Source organism: Streptomyces sp. NPDC059696, assembly GCF_042733745.1.
Lineage (GTDB): Bacteria > Actinomycetota > Actinomycetes > Streptomycetales > Streptomycetaceae > Streptomyces.
The window spans coordinates 28,375-45,168 of sequence record NZ_JBHWFG010000022.1 but is presented as its reverse complement, the minus strand read 5'-3'; the positions used below and the strand labels follow the sequence as shown (position 1 = coordinate 45,168).

Annotated in this window: 14 protein-coding genes and 1 pseudogene; 9 read left to right on the top strand and 6 right to left on the bottom strand. The window is 74.4% G+C overall.

The window, feature by feature from the left end; genetic code table 11:
* Positions 1-6: 6 nt before the first annotated feature.
* On the bottom strand, positions 7-201 hold the full coding sequence (locus ACFV20_RS23570; protein WP_030843336.1) for a hypothetical protein: 195 nt from the start codon (positions 199-201) through the stop codon (positions 7-9).
* Between the two features lie 298 nt (positions 202-499).
* Between ACFV20_RS23570 and ACFV20_RS23565 the strand changes: the two genes are divergently transcribed.
* The 5 genes from ACFV20_RS23565 to ACFV20_RS23545 all read left to right on the top strand — a co-directional run bounded on the left by ACFV20_RS23565 (position 500) and on the right by ACFV20_RS23545 (position 6,188).
* Complete coding sequence (locus ACFV20_RS23565) at positions 500-892, top strand: ankyrin repeat domain-containing protein (protein ID WP_385659417.1); 393 nt, start codon at positions 500-502, stop codon at positions 890-892.
* A 300-nt stretch (positions 893-1,192) separates the two neighbouring features.
* Positions 1,193-2,611, top strand: a complete 1,419-nt coding sequence (locus ACFV20_RS23560; RefSeq protein WP_385659416.1) for a HEAT repeat domain-containing protein — start codon at positions 1,193-1,195, stop codon at positions 2,609-2,611.
* Positions 2,612-2,797: 186 nt separating this feature from the next.
* On the top strand, positions 2,798-3,925 hold the full coding sequence (locus ACFV20_RS23555) for a glycosyltransferase family 4 protein (protein WP_385659414.1): 1,128 nt from the start codon (positions 2,798-2,800) through the stop codon (positions 3,923-3,925).
* Positions 3,922-5,124, top strand: a complete 1,203-nt coding sequence (locus tag ACFV20_RS23550) for a glycosyltransferase (RefSeq protein WP_385659412.1) — start codon at positions 3,922-3,924, stop codon at positions 5,122-5,124. The genes ACFV20_RS23555 and ACFV20_RS23550 overlap by 4 nt, the downstream gene beginning before the upstream one ends.
* 221 nt (positions 5,125-5,345) lie before the next feature.
* On the top strand, positions 5,346-6,188 hold the full coding sequence (locus tag ACFV20_RS23545) for an SGNH/GDSL hydrolase family protein (protein ID WP_385659547.1): 843 nt from the start codon (positions 5,346-5,348) through the stop codon (positions 6,186-6,188).
* Positions 6,189-6,210: 22 nt separating this feature from the next.
* On the opposite strand, the gene ACFV20_RS23540 is transcribed toward ACFV20_RS23545, so the two are convergent.
* From ACFV20_RS23540 to ACFV20_RS23520, 5 genes are read right to left on the bottom strand one after another with little or no spacing between them, the layout of a single operon-like run.
* Positions 6,211-7,080, bottom strand: a complete 870-nt coding sequence (locus ACFV20_RS23540; protein ID WP_385659410.1) for a biotin-dependent carboxyltransferase family protein — start codon at positions 7,078-7,080, stop codon at positions 6,211-6,213.
* Positions 7,077-7,694, bottom strand: coding sequence for an allophanate hydrolase subunit 1 (locus ACFV20_RS23535; RefSeq protein WP_385659409.1), 618 nt, complete (start codon positions 7,692-7,694; stop codon positions 7,077-7,079). Before ACFV20_RS23535 ends, ACFV20_RS23540 begins: the two co-directional genes overlap by 4 nt.
* The gene (locus tag ACFV20_RS23530; protein WP_385659407.1) at positions 7,691-8,449 is read right to left on the bottom strand and encodes a LamB/YcsF family protein; all 759 of its coding nucleotides are present in this window, start codon (positions 8,447-8,449) and stop codon (positions 7,691-7,693) included. Before ACFV20_RS23530 ends, ACFV20_RS23535 begins: the two co-directional genes overlap by 4 nt.
* A gap of 15 nt (positions 8,450-8,464) precedes the next feature.
* Complete coding sequence (locus tag ACFV20_RS23525; protein ID WP_385659405.1) at positions 8,465-9,298, bottom strand: putative hydro-lyase; 834 nt, start codon at positions 9,296-9,298, stop codon at positions 8,465-8,467.
* Positions 9,295-10,596, bottom strand: a complete 1,302-nt coding sequence (locus tag ACFV20_RS23520) for an MFS transporter (protein ID WP_385659403.1) — start codon at positions 10,594-10,596, stop codon at positions 9,295-9,297. Before ACFV20_RS23520 ends, ACFV20_RS23525 begins: the two co-directional genes overlap by 4 nt.
* Positions 10,597-10,779: 183 nt before the next feature.
* On the opposite strand from ACFV20_RS23520, the gene ACFV20_RS23515 reads away from it, so the two are divergent.
* The 4 genes and pseudogenes from ACFV20_RS23515 to ACFV20_RS23500 all read left to right on the top strand — a co-directional run.
* Positions 10,780-11,475 (top strand): GntR family transcriptional regulator, encoded by a 696-nt coding sequence (locus tag ACFV20_RS23515; protein ID WP_385659401.1) that lies wholly within the window; start codon positions 10,780-10,782, stop codon positions 11,473-11,475.
* 99 nt (positions 11,476-11,574) lie between these two features.
* Entirely contained in the window at positions 11,575-13,101 is a 1,527-nt protein-coding gene (locus ACFV20_RS23510) for a hypothetical protein (protein ID WP_385659399.1), read from the top strand.
* A 106-nt stretch (positions 13,102-13,207) separates the two neighbouring features.
* Positions 13,208-14,092: a hypothetical protein gene (locus ACFV20_RS23505; RefSeq protein ID WP_385659398.1), complete on the top strand. Its 885-nt coding sequence runs from the start codon at positions 13,208-13,210 to the stop codon at positions 14,090-14,092.
* Positions 14,093-14,143: 51 nt separating this feature from the next.
* Positions 14,144-16,794: pseudogene (locus ACFV20_RS23500) on the top strand (hypothetical protein); the annotation flags it as partial.

Here is a 16,794-nt window from a genome sequence, read left to right as displayed (position 1 = left end):
GCGGCGTCAGAACTTGATTCCGCCGAGCAGGCTCGCCAGGCTCTCGCCGCCTGCCTTGATGCTCGGGGCGATGGCCGTACTGGCCAGGTAGAAGCCGAACAGCATGGCGACCACGGCATGCGACGCCTTCAGTCCGTCCTTGCGGAAGAAGATGAAGACGACGATGCCGAGCAGGACCACACCTGAGATGGAGAGGATCATTTGGGTTCTCCTGGTTCGCGGGGACAGTCACCATGAGTACTTCCAGGCTCACAGGATGTATCCATACGATAAAAGGTGCAACTGGGTGAAATTCGGACTATTTACCCCGAGTGGCGGAGTGGTCCCGGGCCCGGCCGGGCGGGCCTGTCGCGCTGGTCCGGGTCTGTGCTGATCTTTACCTCGGGCACATCGGGTCATGTGCCGTGCGAGCCAGTACCCTGGCGATTCACTCGTACGGCTGCGCCCCTCGCAGGCGTACGCACCGGAGGCGATGCGTAGTGGAGAGGCGGTCCGCCCGATGACCGAAGTCCCCGACCCCGAGGTCGTGGAGCTGGCGACCAAGATCTTCGATCTGGCCCGGCGGGGACAGACCGAGCCGCTCGTGGCGTACGTAGACGCGGGCGTTCCGGCCAACCTCACCAACGACCGCGGCGACTCGCTTGTGATGCTCGCCGCCTACCACGGCCACTCCGACGCGGTGCGGGCGCTGCTGGAGCGCGGCGCCGAGGCCGACCGGGTGAACGACCGAGGCCAGACCCCGCTCGCCGGGGCCGTCTTCAAGGGCGAGACCGACGTGATCAAGGTCCTCCTGGAGGGCGGCGCCGACCCTTGCGCGGGCACGCCCTCGGCGCTCGACACCGCGCGGATGTTCGGCCGCACGGAACTGCTCGAACTGTTCGGCGAGCACTGAGCCGACCGGTCTGACCTGGAACGACAACGAAAACGGGGGAGGCGGTAAAGGGCCGCCGAAATTTCGGTCGCGGCAGACGGAAGTGCCGAGTCATCATGACGACGTGGTTCACGGACGTGATGGTTGGGCAGGTTTTGCCGCACCGCGCGGGCCGTGACGCGGTCCGCAAGGGCCACCGACGAGAGGCAGAGGAAGATGGTCTACAGCAAGCAGGAAACGGCGGGCGCCCCGACGTGTTGTCACGCGGCCAGGTAGTACACGTCCCCGGTTGCGTCGACGCTTGATGTGAGGCTGTTTCCCATGTTCGATCCGGTCATAGCGCCCAGCGGTACGCTGCTCGGCCTGCTCCAGCGGGGTCGCGGCGACGGCACGCTGCACGCGCTCACCGCCCCGCGCCCCGAGGCGCTGGCGGCGCTGAACCACTGTGTGCTGCGCGATCCCCGCCACGACTGGCAGGTGGAGAACCGCTCCCTCTACTACGCCCGCCTCTACCTCGACCTGAACGGCGAGCTGGACGAGATCGAGGCCCATCTCTTCTGCGCCGAGGACGTCCTCGACGGCGACGAGTCACGCACCGGGCTGGCCCTCGCCGTCCTCGGGCACCTCGCCTCCTACGGCAGGCGGGACGCGCTCGAGCTGCTGCGCAGGTACGCCGCCCACGGCTCCAACTGGGCCTGGGCCCTCGACGAACTCGCCCTCAGGGACGACGACGCCGGCCTGCGCGCCCTCGCCGCACCCGTCCTCGCCCGGTTCCCCGCGGACCCGGAGGGCGATGCCGAGCTGGCCGCCACCGTCCGGGACGCCTTCGAGCCCCGGCCCTGGCGGCTGTGGGCCGACGATCCGCGCGCATCCGTCGCCGCACGCGTGCGTGCCGCCCACGAGACGGGCAGTTTCGACCGCTGGCAGCGGCAGATGCGGCCCTCCGGCCCCCGCCCCGGCTGGAGCGTGCAAGCCGTCTTCGCGTGGGCACAGCAGGGCATCGAGCGCGGAGCCGCCCTCCATGTGCCGGCCGCCCGCTGCCTCAGCGCCGTGGCAGGACCGGAGGACCGGGCCGAGATCGTCCGGGCGGCGAAGGACGGCACCGACGGAGCGCGGTGCACGGCGCTGCGGTACCTCGCCGACGGCAACGACCCCGAGGCCCTCGACCTGATCGAGGGCGCCGTGACCGACGGCTCGACCCTCGTCGTGGACGCGGCCGTCGACGCCTTCGAGCGGATGCGCTCCCTGGCAGCTGTGGACCGGGCCCGTGGCTGGGTCCGCCGCCCGGATCCGCTGGGCGCAGCCGCCGGGCGCGTGCTCGCCTGCCGGGGCGGAGTCCAGGACCGCGACCCGGTCCTCGCGGCGCTCCGGGAGGCCGTCCGGGGCGAAGGCCCCGACGCGCCGACCCTGTGGACCCTCGTGGACGGCACCGGCCGGCTCGGGATCGCCTGCGCCGCACCGGTGCTGCGCCACATCTACCGCGAGACCGCCTCCTCCCATCTGCGCGGCCGGGCCGCCCGGGCCCTCGCCGCCACCGACCCCTCCTTCGCCACCGGATTCGCCGTCGAGTGTCTGTGGGACTGCGAGGAGACCACCCGGGAGATCGCCGCCCGGCACGCCGAGACCGGAGACACCCGCGTCGTCGAGCGACTGCGCCGGCTCGCCTCCGACCCGGCCGAGGAAGCCGAGGTCCAGACGGCCGTACGCAGCCGGATCGGTCCCGGGGAGACCGCTGTGTGACCCCCCTGCCCGAAAGGACGCCGGGGCGGATTCAGGCCCCAAGGGTGAACTGGGGGTGACCCGCGGGTCAGGAGGGCATGGACACCCCCTGACCTGTACGGGTGCGCATCGGACGCTCATGGGACGTTCCTCGTCCGGAAAGATCCACGTTGACGCGGCCACGTCCGGCACGGCGACAACACCGGTATGCGCGTCGTTATCGTGACCGAATCCTTTCCCCCCGACGTGAACGGCGTGGCCCACTGCGCGCTCCAGACCGCCCGGCATCTCGTCGCGCGCGGCCACGCCCCCGTCGTCGTCGCCCCGGCTCCCGCACCCGGGCACAAGCCCGACACCGGTGCGCCCTGCCCCGTCGTCCACGTCCCGTCCCTCCCGCTCCCCGGCTACCCCCAGGTCCGCGTCGCCCTCCCCAGCCGCCGCCTGGCCGCCACCCTCGTCGAGCACCGTGCCGACGTGGTCCACCTCGCCAGCCCCTTCGTCCTCGGCGTGCGCGGCATGGCCGCCGCCGCCCGCCTCGGCATCCCCGCCGTCGCCGTCTACCAGACCGACCTGGCGGGCTACGCCCGCACCTACATGGGCGCCGGGGAGGCCGCCGCCTGGCGGCGCATCCGCTCCGTCCACGGCGCCGCCGACCTCACCCTCGCACCCTCCAGTGCGGCCCTGCACGACCTGGAGACCCATGGGGTGCCCCGGGTCGAGCTGTGGCCGCGCGGCGTGGACACCGACCGTTTCCGGCCGGACCGGCGCGACGAGGCACTGCGCCGCGAACTCGCCCCGAACGGCGAGCTGATCGTCGGCTACGTCGGCCGGCTCGCCCCCGAGAAGCAGGTCGAACTCCTCGCCGGTGTCTGCGGCCTCGCGGGCGTCCGGGTCGTGATCGTCGGCGACGGCCCCAGCCGGCCCGGCCTGGAACGGGCCCTGCCCGGCGCCGTCTTCCTCGGCCGGCGCACCGGTGACGACCTCGCCCGGGTCTTCGCCTCGTTCGACGTCTTCGCCCACACGGGCCCCTTCGAGACCTTCTGCCAGACGGTCCAGGAGGCCATGGCCAGCGGCCTGCCGGTGGTGGCACCCGCCGCGGGCGGACCGCTGGACCTGGTCGCCCACGGGCACACCGGGCTGCTGGTACCGCCGCGCGACGCGAACGCCGTCCGGGACGCGGTGCGGTCCCTGGCCGCCGCTCCCGGGCTGCGGGCCGCCTTCGGCACCGCCGGACGCGCCACCGTCGAGGGCCGCACCTGGGCGGCCGTCGGCGACCGGCTCATCGGGCACTACACCAAGGTGCTCGCCGGGCGCCGGACGGCGGTGGCGGCATGAGCGGCTCCCGCCCCGGCAGCGGCCGCCAGGCGCTGCGGATCGTCCGGCTCGCCAACTTCGTCGCCCCCTCCTCCGGCGGACTGCGCACCGCGCTGCGCGAACTCGGCAAGGGCTTCAAGGCCGCCGGACACGAACCCGTCCTCGTCATCCCCGGAGAGCGCGCCGGCGACCACGAGACCGAGCAGGGCCGGGTGATCACACTCCCCGGGCCGCTGCTGCCCGGCACCGGCGGCTACCGCGTCCTCGCCGACAAACGGCGGGTGGCCCGGCTCCTGGAGGAACTCGCGCCGGACCGGCTGGAGGTGTCCGACCGCACGACCCTGAGGTGGACCGGCAGGTGGGCGCGGCGCGCCCGGGTCCCGTCCGTGATGGTCTCCCACGAGACGGCCGACGGGGTGCTGCGCACCTGGGGTGTGCCCGAGGGAGCCGCCCGGCGCGCCGCCGACGCCCTCAACGTCCGCACGGCCCACACCTACTCGCGCGTGGTGTGCACCACCGAGTTCGCCGAGCGCGAGTTCGTGCGGATCGGCGCCCGCAACGTCGTCCGGGCCCCGCTCGGCGTCGACCTGGCGCAGCGGCACCCGGCGCTGCACGACCCGGAGCTGCGCGCCCGGTACGCGCGTGCGGGCGAGACGCTGCTCGTGATGTGCTCGCGGCTGTCCGTGGAGAAGCGGCCCGGCACGGCGCTCGACGCCCTGGAGGCGTTGCGGCGGCGGGGGCGGCGGGCCGTGCTGGTGGTGGCCGGGGACGGTCCGCTGCGCGCCCGGCTCGAACACCGGGCACGCGAGAGCGGACTGCCGGTCACCTTCCTCGGGCACGTCTCCGACCGGGGGCTGCTCGGCGCACTCCAGGCCTCCGCCGACCTGGCCCTGGCGCCGGGGCCCGCCGAGACCTTCGGGCTCGCCGCGCTGGAGGCGATGGCCTGCGGCACGCCCGTGGTGGCGAGCGCCTCGTCCGCGCTGTCGGAGGTGATCGGCTCCGCCGGAGCCGTCGCCGCGGACCACGGGGCGGCCTTCGCGGACGCCGTCGACCAGGTGCTGGAGCACTTGGAGGCGGACCGGCGCGAGGTGGCACGCGCGCGTGCGGAGTGCTTCGGCTGGGACGCGGCGGTCGACGCGTTCCTCACGGCGCACGACGCGGCCGTCCCGGTGCGTCCGGTGCCTCCGGTGCGGCCGTTCGTGCCCGGGGGTGTGACATGAGACCCCGGCGGTCGGATCAGCTTCCGGGGCGTGAGGGACCTGCCTGGGATCAGGGGCCTGCGCGGGGCGGAATACCTCTGTCGTGTGAGGGGCGTTCGCTGTGCGGGGCGCCTTCGTGGGGTGAGACGCGTTCGCGGTGCGGGACGCGTTCGCGGTGCGGGACGCCTTCGCGGGGTGAGACGCCCGCGCGGTGCGGCACGCCTTCGCGGGGCGGGGCGCCGCTGCGGTTCGTGGCCCTCGGGGACTCGCTCACCGAGGGCGTGGGGGATCCCGTCGGCGACGGGGCGTGGCGCGGCTGGGCCGCGCTGCTCGCGGACGGGCTGGCCGAGGAGCCCGTCGCATTCACCAACCTCGCGGTGAGCGGCTCACAGACCCGGGACGTGCTGGAGCGGCAGCTGCCCGCCGCGCTGGAGCTGCGGCCGGACCTCGTGTCCGTCGTCGTCGGCGTCAACGACACCCTGCGCTGCACCTTCGACATACGGGCCGTGGCCGCCCGGCTCGACCGGGTGTACGCGGCCTGCACCGGGCAGGGAGCGGTCCTGCTCACCGCCTGCCTGCCCGACCCGGGCACGATGCTCGGCCTGCCGGGGGCCCTCGCCCACCCGCTGGCCCGGCGGCAACGGGCCGTGAACACGGTGGTGCACGCCCTGTCCGAGCGGTACGAGGCGCTGCACCTGCACGCGTGCGAGGGCGACTGGACCACCGACCGTGCCTTGTGGAGCGCGGACCGGCTGCACCCCGCCGAACGCGGGCACCGCCAACTCGCCCTGCGCTTCCACGCGCTGCTCGCCGCGCGCGGCCTCGCCACGGGTCCCGCCCCCTCGCCCGAGCCCGAGTCCCCCCTCCCGACGACCTCCGCGAGCCTGTGGTGGCTGGCCACGGCCGGCACCGGCTGGGTGGCGCGCCGCTGCACCGACCTGGTGCCGCAGCTCCTGACCCTGGCCGCCGACGAACTCCGGCACCGTGCCCGGGGCACAAGCGCCCGGCTCGACCTGAGGGCCTCGGCCGCGGTGTCCGCCGCGCTCGCCGCCCTGTCGGTGCCGGGGCAGGTGGACGCGGCCTGACGGGGGCTGTCCCGGTGCGTGCCTACCGGCGGCGAACCGCCACGAAGCGCACCGGCGTGCCGGGGACCGCCTGGGCGGCGGCCGCGAGGTCGGCGGCGCGGACCACGGCGATCACCGGGTAGCCCCCGGTCGTCGGATGGTCGGCGAGGAACACCACCGGCCTGCCGTCCGGCGGGACCTGTACGGCGCCCAGCACCATGCCCTCACTGGGCAGTTCGCCCGGCCGGGCCCGGTCCAGGGCGGGTCCCTCCGTGCGCAGCCCGATGCGGTTGCTCGCGGAGGACACACGGTAGGCACGGGAGAGGAAGGTGTGTACGGCCTCCGGCGTGAACCAGCCGTCGCGCGGACCGGGCGTCACCCGCAGGACCAGCTCGGCCGGTGGCGCCGGCTGCGGGGCCACGTCCACGCGCGCGTGCACGCCGGACGGCCGTCCCAGGGGCAGCACCGTGCCGACCGCGAGAGGGGCCGGACCGAGCCCCGACAGCAGGTCCGTCGACCTGCTGCCCAGCACCGGCTCGACCGTGACGCCTCCGGAGACCCCCAGATAGGCGCGGACGCCCGACACGGCGGGTCCGACGTCCAGCAGCGCCCCCGCGGGCACCCGCACCGGCGCACCCCAGGCGACGGGGCGCCCGTCCACCGTGACCCGGCAGGGCGCGCCCGCCACCGCCACCGTGACGGTCGAACGGGGGCGCACGGCACAGCCGTCGAGGGTCGTCTCCAGCACGGCCGCCCCGGGCGGATTCCCGACGAGCCGGTTGGCGAGGTCCGCGGCGGGCCGGTCCAGCGCCCCGGAGCGGGGCACGCCGAGGTGGGCATGGCCGGGGCGGCCCGCGTCCTGCACGGTCGTGAGGGCCCCGGGCCGGACGACGGCGAGCGCACGGTCCGTCATGACCCCGCCCCGGGGACGAACCGCACGCGCGTGCCGGGCGACAGCAGCGCGGCCGGTACGCGCGCGTGGTCCCACAGCACCACGTCCGTCGTGCCGATCAGCTGCCAGCCGCCCGGCGACGAGCGCGGGTACACGCCGGTGTACGGACCCGCCAGGGCGACCGACCCCGCGGGGACGGCCGTGCGGGGAGTCGCCCGGCGCGGGACGTCGTAGCGGGAGGGGAGCCCGGTGAGGTAGCCGAAGCCGGGGGCGAAGCCGCAGAAGGCGACGCGGAACTCGGTCGCGCCGTGGATGCGGGCGACCTCCCGCTCCGGCACGCCCCAGTGGCCGGCGACGTCGGCCAGGTCCGGTCCGTCGTAGCGCACCGGGATCTCCACGACCTCACCCGCGCGCGGGGGAGTGGGCGGCAGCTCGGCGGCGGCCAGTTCGGCGGCCAGCCGGGCGGGGGCGTCCAGGCCGTCGAGGAGGACCGTGCGGGCCGCCGGGACGATCTCACGGGCCGCGAGAGTTCCCTCCGCGCGGCGCCGCAGCAGCTCCGCGTGCAGGGCCTGGGCCTCGTCGTCCGAGGAGACCTCGACGAGCAGGGCGTCCTCGCCGACGGGCAGCACCCTCATGCGAAGGCCTCCACCCGGACCCCCGAGGCCTCCAGCCGCTCGCGCACCCGGCGCGCGAGCTCCACCGCGCCCGGGGTGTCGCCGTGCAGGCACAGCGAACGCGCGCGGACCTCGACCCGGGTTCCCGAGCGGGAGACGACCTCGCCGGAACGGGCCAGGCCCAGGGAGCGTTCCACGACGGCGTCCGGGTCGGTGACGACCGCGCCCTCCAGGGTGCGCGGCACCAGGGTGCCCTCGTCGGTGTACGCCCGGTCCGCGAACGCCTCGGTGACGACCGGCAGTCCGGCCTTCCCGGCCAGCTCCAGCAGGCGCGAGCCGGGCAGTCCGAGGACGGGAAGCGCGGCGTCCGCCAGGAGCACGCCGTCGACGACCGCGGCGGCCTGTTCCTCGTCGCGCACGACCCGGTTGTAGAGCGCGCCGTGCGGTTTGACGTAGGCGACGCGGGCGCCCGCGGCGCGCGCGAAGACCTCCAACGCGCCGATCTGGTAGGCCACTTCCGCCGCCAGCTCGGCGGGCGGCACGTCCATCGCGCGCCGCCCGAATCCGGCCAGGTCCCGGTAGGAGACCTGGGCGCCGATCCGGACCCCGCGCCCGGCCGCCAGCTCGCACACCCGGCGCATGGTGGCGGCGTCCCCGGCGTGGAAGCCGCACGCCACGTTGGCGCTGGTGACGACGGACAGCAGCTGTTCGTCGTCGGTGAGGCGCCAGCGGCCGAAGCCCTCGCCGAGGTCGGCGTTCAGGTCGATCGAGGTCATGTGTGGTGTCTCCGGTCAGGCCACGCGGTACTGCTCGTCGCGGGCGTCGGTGAGGAACATCTGCCCCGGGGCGTGGGTGAGGGCGAACGGCGGACGGGAGGCCGTCACGGCAGCCTGCGGGGTCACTCCGCAGGCCCAGAAGACCGGGATGTCGTCCGGCTCGGCGTCCACCGGGTCCCCGAAGTCGGGGCGGCCGAGGTCGTCGATGCCGAGGCCCGCGGGATCCCCGCAGTGCACGGGGCTGCCGTGCACCGCCGGCAGCAGACTGCTCTCCCGGATCGCCGCGGCCAGATGCCGGGGCGGCACCGGCCGCATGGACACCACCAGCGGTCCGTGCAGCCGCCCCGCCGGCCGGCACTGGCGGCTCGTCACGTACATCGGGACGTTGCGGCCCTGCTCGACGTGGCGGATCGGCACGCCCGCCTCGCCGAGGGCCCATTCGAAGGTGAAGCTGCACCCGATGAGGAACGACACCAGGTCGTCCCGCCAGTACGCGCGCACGTCCGTCGGCTCGTCCACCAGCTCGCCGTCCCGCCACACCCGGTAGCGCGGCAGGTCGGTGCGCAGGTCCGCGCCGCCCGCCAGCACGGTGCTCCAGGAGCCCGCGTCCGTGACGTCGAGGACCGGGCAGGGCTTGGGGTTGCGCTGGCAGAACAGCAGCATGTCGTAGGCCCAGTCGGCGGGGACCGAGATCAGGTTGGCCTGGGTGTGGCCCGCCGCGACCCCGGCCGTGGGGCCCGTCAGGCCGTCCCGGAAGCGGGCCCGGGCCGTGGCGGGGCTCCACGCGTGTGCCCGCTCGTCGACCAGGACGACGGGACGGTCCTCCGTCCCGGCGCTCGTGGGGTTCATGCGAGCTCCTTCCCGCGCGTCTCCGGCAGCCCGAGCAGTGCCAGCGCCGCGATGCCGTAGCCGATCGCTCCGAAGACCAGTGCGCCGCCGACGCCCCAGCTGTCGGCCAGGAACCCGACCGTCGTCGGGAACACGGCACCCACCGCGCGGCCGGTGTTGTACGTGAAGCCCTGCCCCGTCCCGCGCACCGCCGTCGGGTACAGCTCGCTCAGGTAGGACCCGAAGCCGCTGAAGATGGCCGACATGCAGAACCCGAGCGGGAACCCGAGCACCAGCAGCAGGGTGTTGGCGCCGCTCGGGATGTTCGCGTACGCCAGGATGCACAGCGCCGACAGCAGGGCGAAGAGCCAGATGTTGCGCCGCCGGCCCAGCTTGTCGGTGAGGTAGCCGCCGGTCAGGTAACCGATGAAGGCGCCCGATATGAGGAACGTCAGATAGCCGCCGGTGCCGACGACCGACAGGTCGCGCTCGGACTTCAGATACGTCGGCACCCAGGTGGCCAGCGTGTAGTAGCCGCCCTGGACGCCGGTCGAGAGCAGTCCCGCGAACAGGGTGATCCGCAGCAGTCCGGGCTTGAAGATCGCCGTGAACGAGCCCTTGTCGGCGCTCTGTTCACGCGCCGCGGCCGCCTCGGGAGCATCGTGCACACTGCGCCGCAGCCAGATGACGAGCAGCGCGGGCAGCGCCCCGGTCCAGAACATGATGCGCCAGGCGAGGTCGTCGCCGGCCACGGAGAAGACCAGGGTGTAGACGATGACCGCCAGGCCCCAGCCGACGGCCCAGGAGCTCTGGATCGCCCCGAGCGTGCGCCCCCGGTTCCTGGCACTCGCGTACTCGGCGACCAGGATCGCGCCGACCGCCCACTCGCCGCCGAAGCCGAGGCCCTGCAGCGCGCGGAAGACCAGCAGTGTCTCGTAGTTGGGCGCGAAGCCGCAGGCGACGGTGAACACCGCGTAGGTGATCACCGTGACCATCAGGGCCCGCACCCGCCCGACACGGTCCGCGAGCACGCCCGCGAGAGCGCCGCCGACCGCGGAGACCACCAGCGTGACCGTGGTGAACAGACCGGTCTGGCCGCTGTTCAGACCGAAGTAGGCGGACAGCGCGACCATGCTGAGCGGCAGCGTGAAGTAGTCGTACGAGTCCAGGGCATAGCCGCCGAAGGCACCGGCGAAGGCGCGGCGGCCGCGCGGGCCCAGGGCGCGCAGCCAGCCGAACGCCCCGTCGTCCGGGGTGTGTTCGGAGGTCGCGGGGCGTGTGTCGTCGGTCAGGGCCTCACGTGGAGGGGTCGTGCTCATGGGCACCTCGCAGAGGGAGGATGGAGGGTGCTTCGGGGTGAGCCGTGCCGTACGGAGGCGGCCGGGACCGTGGAGGAGAACGGCCCGCCGCCGCGACGCTGTGCGTAGCACCGTAGAGGATTGTTCAACGATCCCTCAATACCCATGTTGGTTCGTTCTTGTGATCTGCGATTGAATTCCGGCATGGCAGAGCAGCTGAAGGACCTCGCCGACGACCGGGCTCTCCTCGGGCGCACCAGCACCGCGGAACGGGTCTCGGACATCCTCAGGAGCCGGATCGCCGAGGGCTACTTCCCGCCCGGCACGCGCCTGTCGGAGGACAGCATCGGCGGCGCGCTCGGCGTCTCGCGCAACACGCTGCGCGAGGCGTTCCGGCTGCTCACGCACGAGCGCCTGCTCGTCCACGAACTGAACCGGGGCGTCTTCGTCCGGGTCCTGACCGTGGAGGACGTCGAGGACATCTACCGCACCCGGCGGCTCGTCGAGTGCGCCGTCGTCCGGGGTCTCGGAGAGCCGCCGTACGGCCTGGAGGGGCTCGCCGGGGCGGTCGAAGAGGGGCGCCGTGCGGCCCGGGAAGGTGACTGGAAGGCGGTGGGTACCGCGAACATCCACTTCCACCGGGAACTGGTCGCCCTCGCCGCGAGCGAGCGCACCGCCGAGCTGATGCGCAGCGTCTTCGCCGAACTGCGGCTCGCCTTCCACGTGGTGGACGAGCCGCAACGACTGCACGAACCGTACATCGCGCGAAATGTCGCGATTCTGGAGGCGCTTCAAAGTGGCGACCGCGAGGAGGCCGAGCGCCTGCTCGCCGGCTATCTCGACGACTCGCTGGAGCGCGTGGTCGAGGTCTACCGGCGGCGGGTCGGCGAGGACGGCTGAGGGCCGGGGCCCAGGGGCGCCCCGCCGCGGGGCGCGGCTCAGCGGGGCGCACCCGCGTCGTTTGGGCGGTTGTCAGACCCAGGACCTAGTCTGTGCACCGTGACTTCGCCTGCATCCACGGACAGCGTTCCGCCCCAGCTCAGCGCGGGGCCGCGCCCCGCCCCGGGGCCGGCCGCCGACGAGGGCCTGGCGCGGCGCCTGCGCGCGCTCGCCTGCACCGCGCCGCTGCACGACCTGGACGCGCGCAAGGCCAATCTGGCCGGCGAGTACTCGGTGTACGGCATGGCGGAGGTGGCCCTCTCGGCCATCGACCTGGTCACCCTGAACATGGACTTCGACACGGGCGCGGACCACGACCAGATCGTCGCCCGCCTCATCCCGCGCATCGCCGCCCAGGCACCGCAGCGCCCCGCCGCCGAGCACGAACGCGTGGCCCGCTGGGTCCTGGAGAACCTGATCAACGTCGGCAGCGTCGACCGCGGCTTCCGCGCGGTCTACGGCACATTCGGCGCGGACGGCACCTATGTGCGCCGTGACTACGACTTCAAACTGCTCGAGGAGGTCCCCGGCCCCGGCGGCACGGTCTACCTCCGCACGACGGACGAGGCGGTCAACGTCCTCGTCGGCGCCCTCGACACGGACGTCACCAGCGCGCAGATCGCCGCCGAGGTCAAGCTGGAGGTGCTGATCATCCGCGGCCGGCTCGCCGACGCCCAGCTCGCCGCCGAACAGGCCCGCTACCGCACCGTGCAGTACTCGGAAACCCTGCGCCGCGCCCTGGACGCGACCCGGCGCAACGTACGCGCGGTGGACTGGCTCTCGGCCGTGCCCGACATGATCGCCGAGGCCCTGGAGCACGTGGCCGACCGCTACCGCCACGAGAACGCGATCCTCACCAACATCCGCAAGGCGCGCGACGAGTCCGAGGACCCCGAGCACAAGCGCCGCACCGCCGAGCTGGTCGACATCGTCAAGGACTGCATCCGCCGGCACACCCAGTTGCAGTCCCGGCTGCTGGAGGCCGGACCGCTGTTCCGCGCCGAGCAGGACCGGCAGGCCTTCGCCACCCCGATGACGACCTCGGGCATAGACCTCTACGGGCACCTCGTCTCGCCCGTGCTCCCGCTGCCGCTGGAGCAGGCCGTGCGGGTCACCGACGCCTACTTCGGCCGCGGCACCGGGCTGCGCACGCCGGTCTCCGTCCGGGTCGGCGACCTGGTCGACGTACTGCTGACACCGCCCGTGGAGCGCGAGCACCTGGGTGCGGAGATGCCCGAGCCCGACCTGATCGCCACACCGGACGACAGCCGGTTCAGCGAGGAGCAGCTGGCGGCCGCGCAGGAGCTGCTCGACCTGCCGGCGGACGCGCCGCGCCGCCTGTCGGGGCTGCTGGCACAAGCCCGGCGGCAGGACCCGGAGCTGCCGTACCTGGTGGCCCTGCTGGCAGTGCACGCCGCCAGCCCGCCGGTCGGTACGGCCTACCGGCAGGGCGAGCAGAAGCTGCTGTTCGCCGTGGACGACGGGACCGAGCTCGACGACCCGGAGTTCGGCGGGGCCGACCTCATCGTCGGGACGGCACTGCTGGACGCGGCGGGGATGGCGGCGGACAGGACGGAGGCCGCGTGATGTTTCCCCCGCTGTCCGGCCGCGACGCCCTCGTGGCCGGTCGCGCAGTGCCCCGCGCCCCTGAGGGCGCCCGCAATCCCGTCTACGAGGTCAAGGAGTTCACGCCGTGAGCGAGCACGTCGAGTGGGGCGACGCGGACAGCCCGGGCCCGGCGGTCACCACCGCCGCCGTCACGCCCGCCGACGCCGCCGACGCGGCTCGGCTCGTGTCGTTCGGGCTGCAGCCCAAACTGCAGCCCGCCCGCGACCAGGAGTACGCGGACCTGCTCCGCCGGTACCGCGAGGACCCGCCGTTCGCGCGGCTCGCGGACGCCGTGGCGACCGGGCTCGGCCTGATCGTGCTGGAGGTCTCCCCGCGCGCGGGCATGGCCGTGACCGCCGCCGAGGACTCGGTGTTCGCCGTCCGCATGGGCGACTACGCGCGTCGTACGTCCGCCGACGGCGGCGACCGGTTCCTGCACGGGCTCGCCCATCTCGCCGTCGCCGCCATGGCGTTCCCCCGCCCCGAGGACCTCGCCGACGACGGCTACATCGGCCGGGTCACGGTCAACGGCGTCGACGCCTTCGTCCGCCAGGCCTGCCACCGGCTGGAGGAACGCGCCGAGGAGCAGGGCGAGAACACCGACCCCGCCACCGACGCCCCCGGTCTCGAGGCCGCCTGGCGGATCTGGGTGCGGCGCAGCGCGACCGGCGCCACCAAGGACGCCCGCCGCCTGGCCGGTTCCACCACCGGCATCGTCGCCAAGGCCGCCGCGTTCCTCACCGAGTCCGGCTTCCTGCAGCGCACCGGTGACGACCACGGCGGCACGTACCGCACGACCGCGCGCTACCAGCTCCAGGTCCGCGACATGGCCGGCAGCGCCGCCCTGGCCGAGCTGCTGGAGCTGGGCGTCGTCCCGGTCACCGACGGCACTCCGACGCTGCTGCCCCCCGAGGAGAGCGACGACCTGGAACTGGTCGCCGACGCCGGGCTGCCGTTCCACTCCTCCTGACCCCCCCACTTCCTGACCCCCCCACTTCACGAAGACTTACGAGAGTCCGCCATGTACGAGCTGTCCCGGGTCCGCCTCTACTCGATCGGTCCCGCCGGTGCGCGCTACGCCGACACCGTGCTTGACCTGCGGGGCGTGGGCGAGGTCGTGCCCGACCCCGCGCCCACGCAGGCGGAGTTCTTCGAGGACGAGCCGGTCGGCCCGCCGCGCCGGCCCGCACCCGCGGGCGTGCTCTTCCTGGAGAACGGCGGCGGCAAGTCGGTGCTGCTCAAGCTGATCTTCTCCGTGATGCTCCCGGGCCACCGCAACACCCTCGGCGGCGCCAGCTCCGGCGTGCTGCGCAAGTTCCTGCTCGCCGACGACTGCGGACACGTCGCCCTGGAGTGGCAGCACGTGCTGACCGGCGAGTGCGTCGTCGTCGGCAAGGTCAGCGAGTGGCGCGGACGGCAGGTCTCCAACGACCCGCGCAAGTTCGCCGAGGCCTGGTACTCCTTCCGCCCCGGCCCCGGGCTGAGCCTCGACAGCCTCCCCGTGGCCGAGGCCACCGCCGTACGGGCCCCGGCCGAGGGCCAGTCCAGTGCCCGTGGGCGGCGCCGCACCATGAAGGGCTTCCGCGACGCCCTCACGGAGGCGGGCAAGACCTACCCGCACCTGGAGGTGCACTGGGAGGACATCCACGACCGCTGGATCGAGCACCTCGGCGACCTCGGCCTCGACCCCGAACTCTTCCGCTACCAGCGCGAGATGAACGCCGACGAGGGCGAGGCGGCCGGCCTCTTCGCCGTCAAGAAGGACTCCGACTTCACCGACCTGCTGCTGCGTGCCGTCACCGACACCCGGGACACCGACGGGCTCGCCGACCTGGTCAGCGGCTTCGGCAACAAGCTGGGCCGGCGCGCCGAGCTGATCGCCGAACGCGACTTCACGGCCGGGTCCGTCGACCTCCTCGGTCGGATCGTCGAGGCCGCCGAGACCCGCTCACGCGCGCGGGACATCCACGCCGCGGCCGAACGCCGTACCCGGAACCTCGCGCGCAGGTTGTCCGCGCGCGGCGTGCGGGAGCGGGTCCGGGCCGCCGACCTCGCCCAGCGGGTCACCGCCGCCGCGTACGCCGTCACCCACGCCGAGGCGGCCCGCGAGCGCAGCGCCCTCATCTCGGCCGAGCTCGCCTACCGGCACGCCTCACTGGCGCTCGCCGGAGCCGAGAAGTCCGCCGCCGCGCAGAAGCGCGAGCTCGCCGACGCCCGCACCCTGCACTCGGCGTGGCAGGCCGCCGAGGCCGTACTGCGCCACCGCGCCGCCTCCGACCGCGTCACCCGCGTCTCCGCCGCCATCCAGGAGGCCGAGCGCGATGCCGCGCCCGCCCTGGCCGCCCGCTCCAGGGCCGCCGTCGACCTCGTGCGGGCCCTGCACGCGGCCGCGGAGAAGGCGGAGAGCCACGCCAACGAGGAGGAGGAGCGCTCCGCCGCCCTCCAGGAGGTCAGCGACGCCGCCTACCGGGACTCCACCGCCGCCGCCACGCAGGCCCAGCGAGCCCGCAGCGAGATCGGCCACCTCCGGCAGCGCCTCGCCGAGGTCGAGCAGGAGACCGCAGAAGCGGTCCGCGCCGGCTGGCTCGACGACTCCGCCCCCGACGCCGACCCGGCCCGCGCGGCCCTGGCCGCCAGCGACGCCGAGAAGTCCGCCGTCGCCGCCTGGGACGCGGCCCGCGAGGCGTCCCGCCGCGCCACGGAGCAGGCCAGGGAAGCCGCTTCCGCCGAGTCCCGCGCGGAACTGACCGCGGCCCGCGCCGCCGACGCGGCCACGGCCGCGGAGCGGTCGTACCAGGCCGAGCGCCGCACCGCCGAGGCGCTGGCAGGGGAGGAGCGGCTGGCGGAACTGCTCGGCCTGACCCCGCAGACCCGCCCGGGCATCCCGCAGCCCCGCCACGACACGGACCGTGAGGCCACCGCCCAGCCGGCCACCGGCGAGCAGGGGCTCACCGCCGAGGAACTCGACCGCTTCGCCGACGAACTGCGCGACCTGCTCGACGACGCCGTCTCCTCCGCCGAACGGCAGCTGTTCGATCTGCGCACGGCCGCCGCCGACGACTCCCGGATCCTCGGCGCCCTCGGCGACGGGGGACTGCTGCCGCCCGGCCCGGACGTGCTGGCCACGGTCGAGTTCCTCGGCGAGCACGGCATTCCCGCGCTGCCCGGCTGGCGCTATCTCGCCCAGGCCGTCGACCCGGCCGACCACGCGCGCGTGCTCGCCGCCCGGCCCGAGCTGGTCGACGGCGTGATCATCACCGACCCGGACTCCCACGCGCGCGCCCGGGAGGCCCTGGGCGACGCGGCGCTGCTGCCCCGCTCCGCCGTGGCGGTCGGCACCGCCGCCGCCCTGCTCGCCCCGACCCCGGCCCCGGACACCGACAGCGGCGACGTGTTCCTCGTCCCGCCGAACCCGGCCATGCACGACGAGCACGCCGCCGACGAGGAGCGGCAGGCACTGCGCGCCCGGGCCACCGAGCGGGACGAGGAGATCCGCACCCTCGCCGCCCGGCTCGGCAAGGACCGCGAACTGGCCGCCCGGCTCGCCTCCTGGCGCACCGGCTGCCCCGCCGGCCGGCTGACGGAACTGGCCCGCACGGCTCACGACGCCCGCGACTTCGCCGAGGAGTCGGAGGCCGAACTGGCCGAGGCCCGGACCGCCCGGGCCGAGGC

What these genes read in the sequence shown, in the direction of transcription:
- ACFV20_RS23555 (WP_385659414.1), top strand. Translation starts at nt 2,798, where the DNA reads ATGCGCGTCGTTATCGTGACCGAATCCTTTCCCCCCGACGTGAACGGC.
- ACFV20_RS23570 (WP_030843336.1), bottom strand. Translation starts at nt 201, where the DNA reads ATGATCCTCTCCATCTCAGGTGTGGTCCTGCTCGGCATCGTCGTCTTC.
- ACFV20_RS23560 (WP_385659416.1), top strand. Translation starts at nt 1,193, where the DNA reads ATGTTCGATCCGGTCATAGCGCCCAGCGGTACGCTGCTCGGCCTGCTC.
- ACFV20_RS23535 (WP_385659409.1), bottom strand. Translation starts at nt 7,694, where the DNA reads ATGAGGGTGCTGCCCGTCGGCGAGGACGCCCTGCTCGTCGAGGTCTCC.
- ACFV20_RS23550 (WP_385659412.1), top strand. Translation starts at nt 3,922, where the DNA reads ATGAGCGGCTCCCGCCCCGGCAGCGGCCGCCAGGCGCTGCGGATCGTC.
- ACFV20_RS23525 (WP_385659405.1), bottom strand. Translation starts at nt 9,298, where the DNA reads ATGAACCCCACGAGCGCCGGGACGGAGGACCGTCCCGTCGTCCTGGTC.
- ACFV20_RS23530 (WP_385659407.1), bottom strand. Translation starts at nt 8,449, where the DNA reads ATGACCTCGATCGACCTGAACGCCGACCTCGGCGAGGGCTTCGGCCGC.
- ACFV20_RS23520 (WP_385659403.1), bottom strand. Translation starts at nt 10,596, where the DNA reads ATGAGCACGACCCCTCCACGTGAGGCCCTGACCGACGACACACGCCCC.
- ACFV20_RS23565 (WP_385659417.1), top strand. Translation starts at nt 500, where the DNA reads ATGACCGAAGTCCCCGACCCCGAGGTCGTGGAGCTGGCGACCAAGATC.
- ACFV20_RS23515 (WP_385659401.1), top strand. Translation starts at nt 10,780, where the DNA reads ATGGCAGAGCAGCTGAAGGACCTCGCCGACGACCGGGCTCTCCTCGGG.
- ACFV20_RS23540 (WP_385659410.1), bottom strand. Translation starts at nt 7,080, where the DNA reads ATGACGGACCGTGCGCTCGCCGTCGTCCGGCCCGGGGCCCTCACGACC.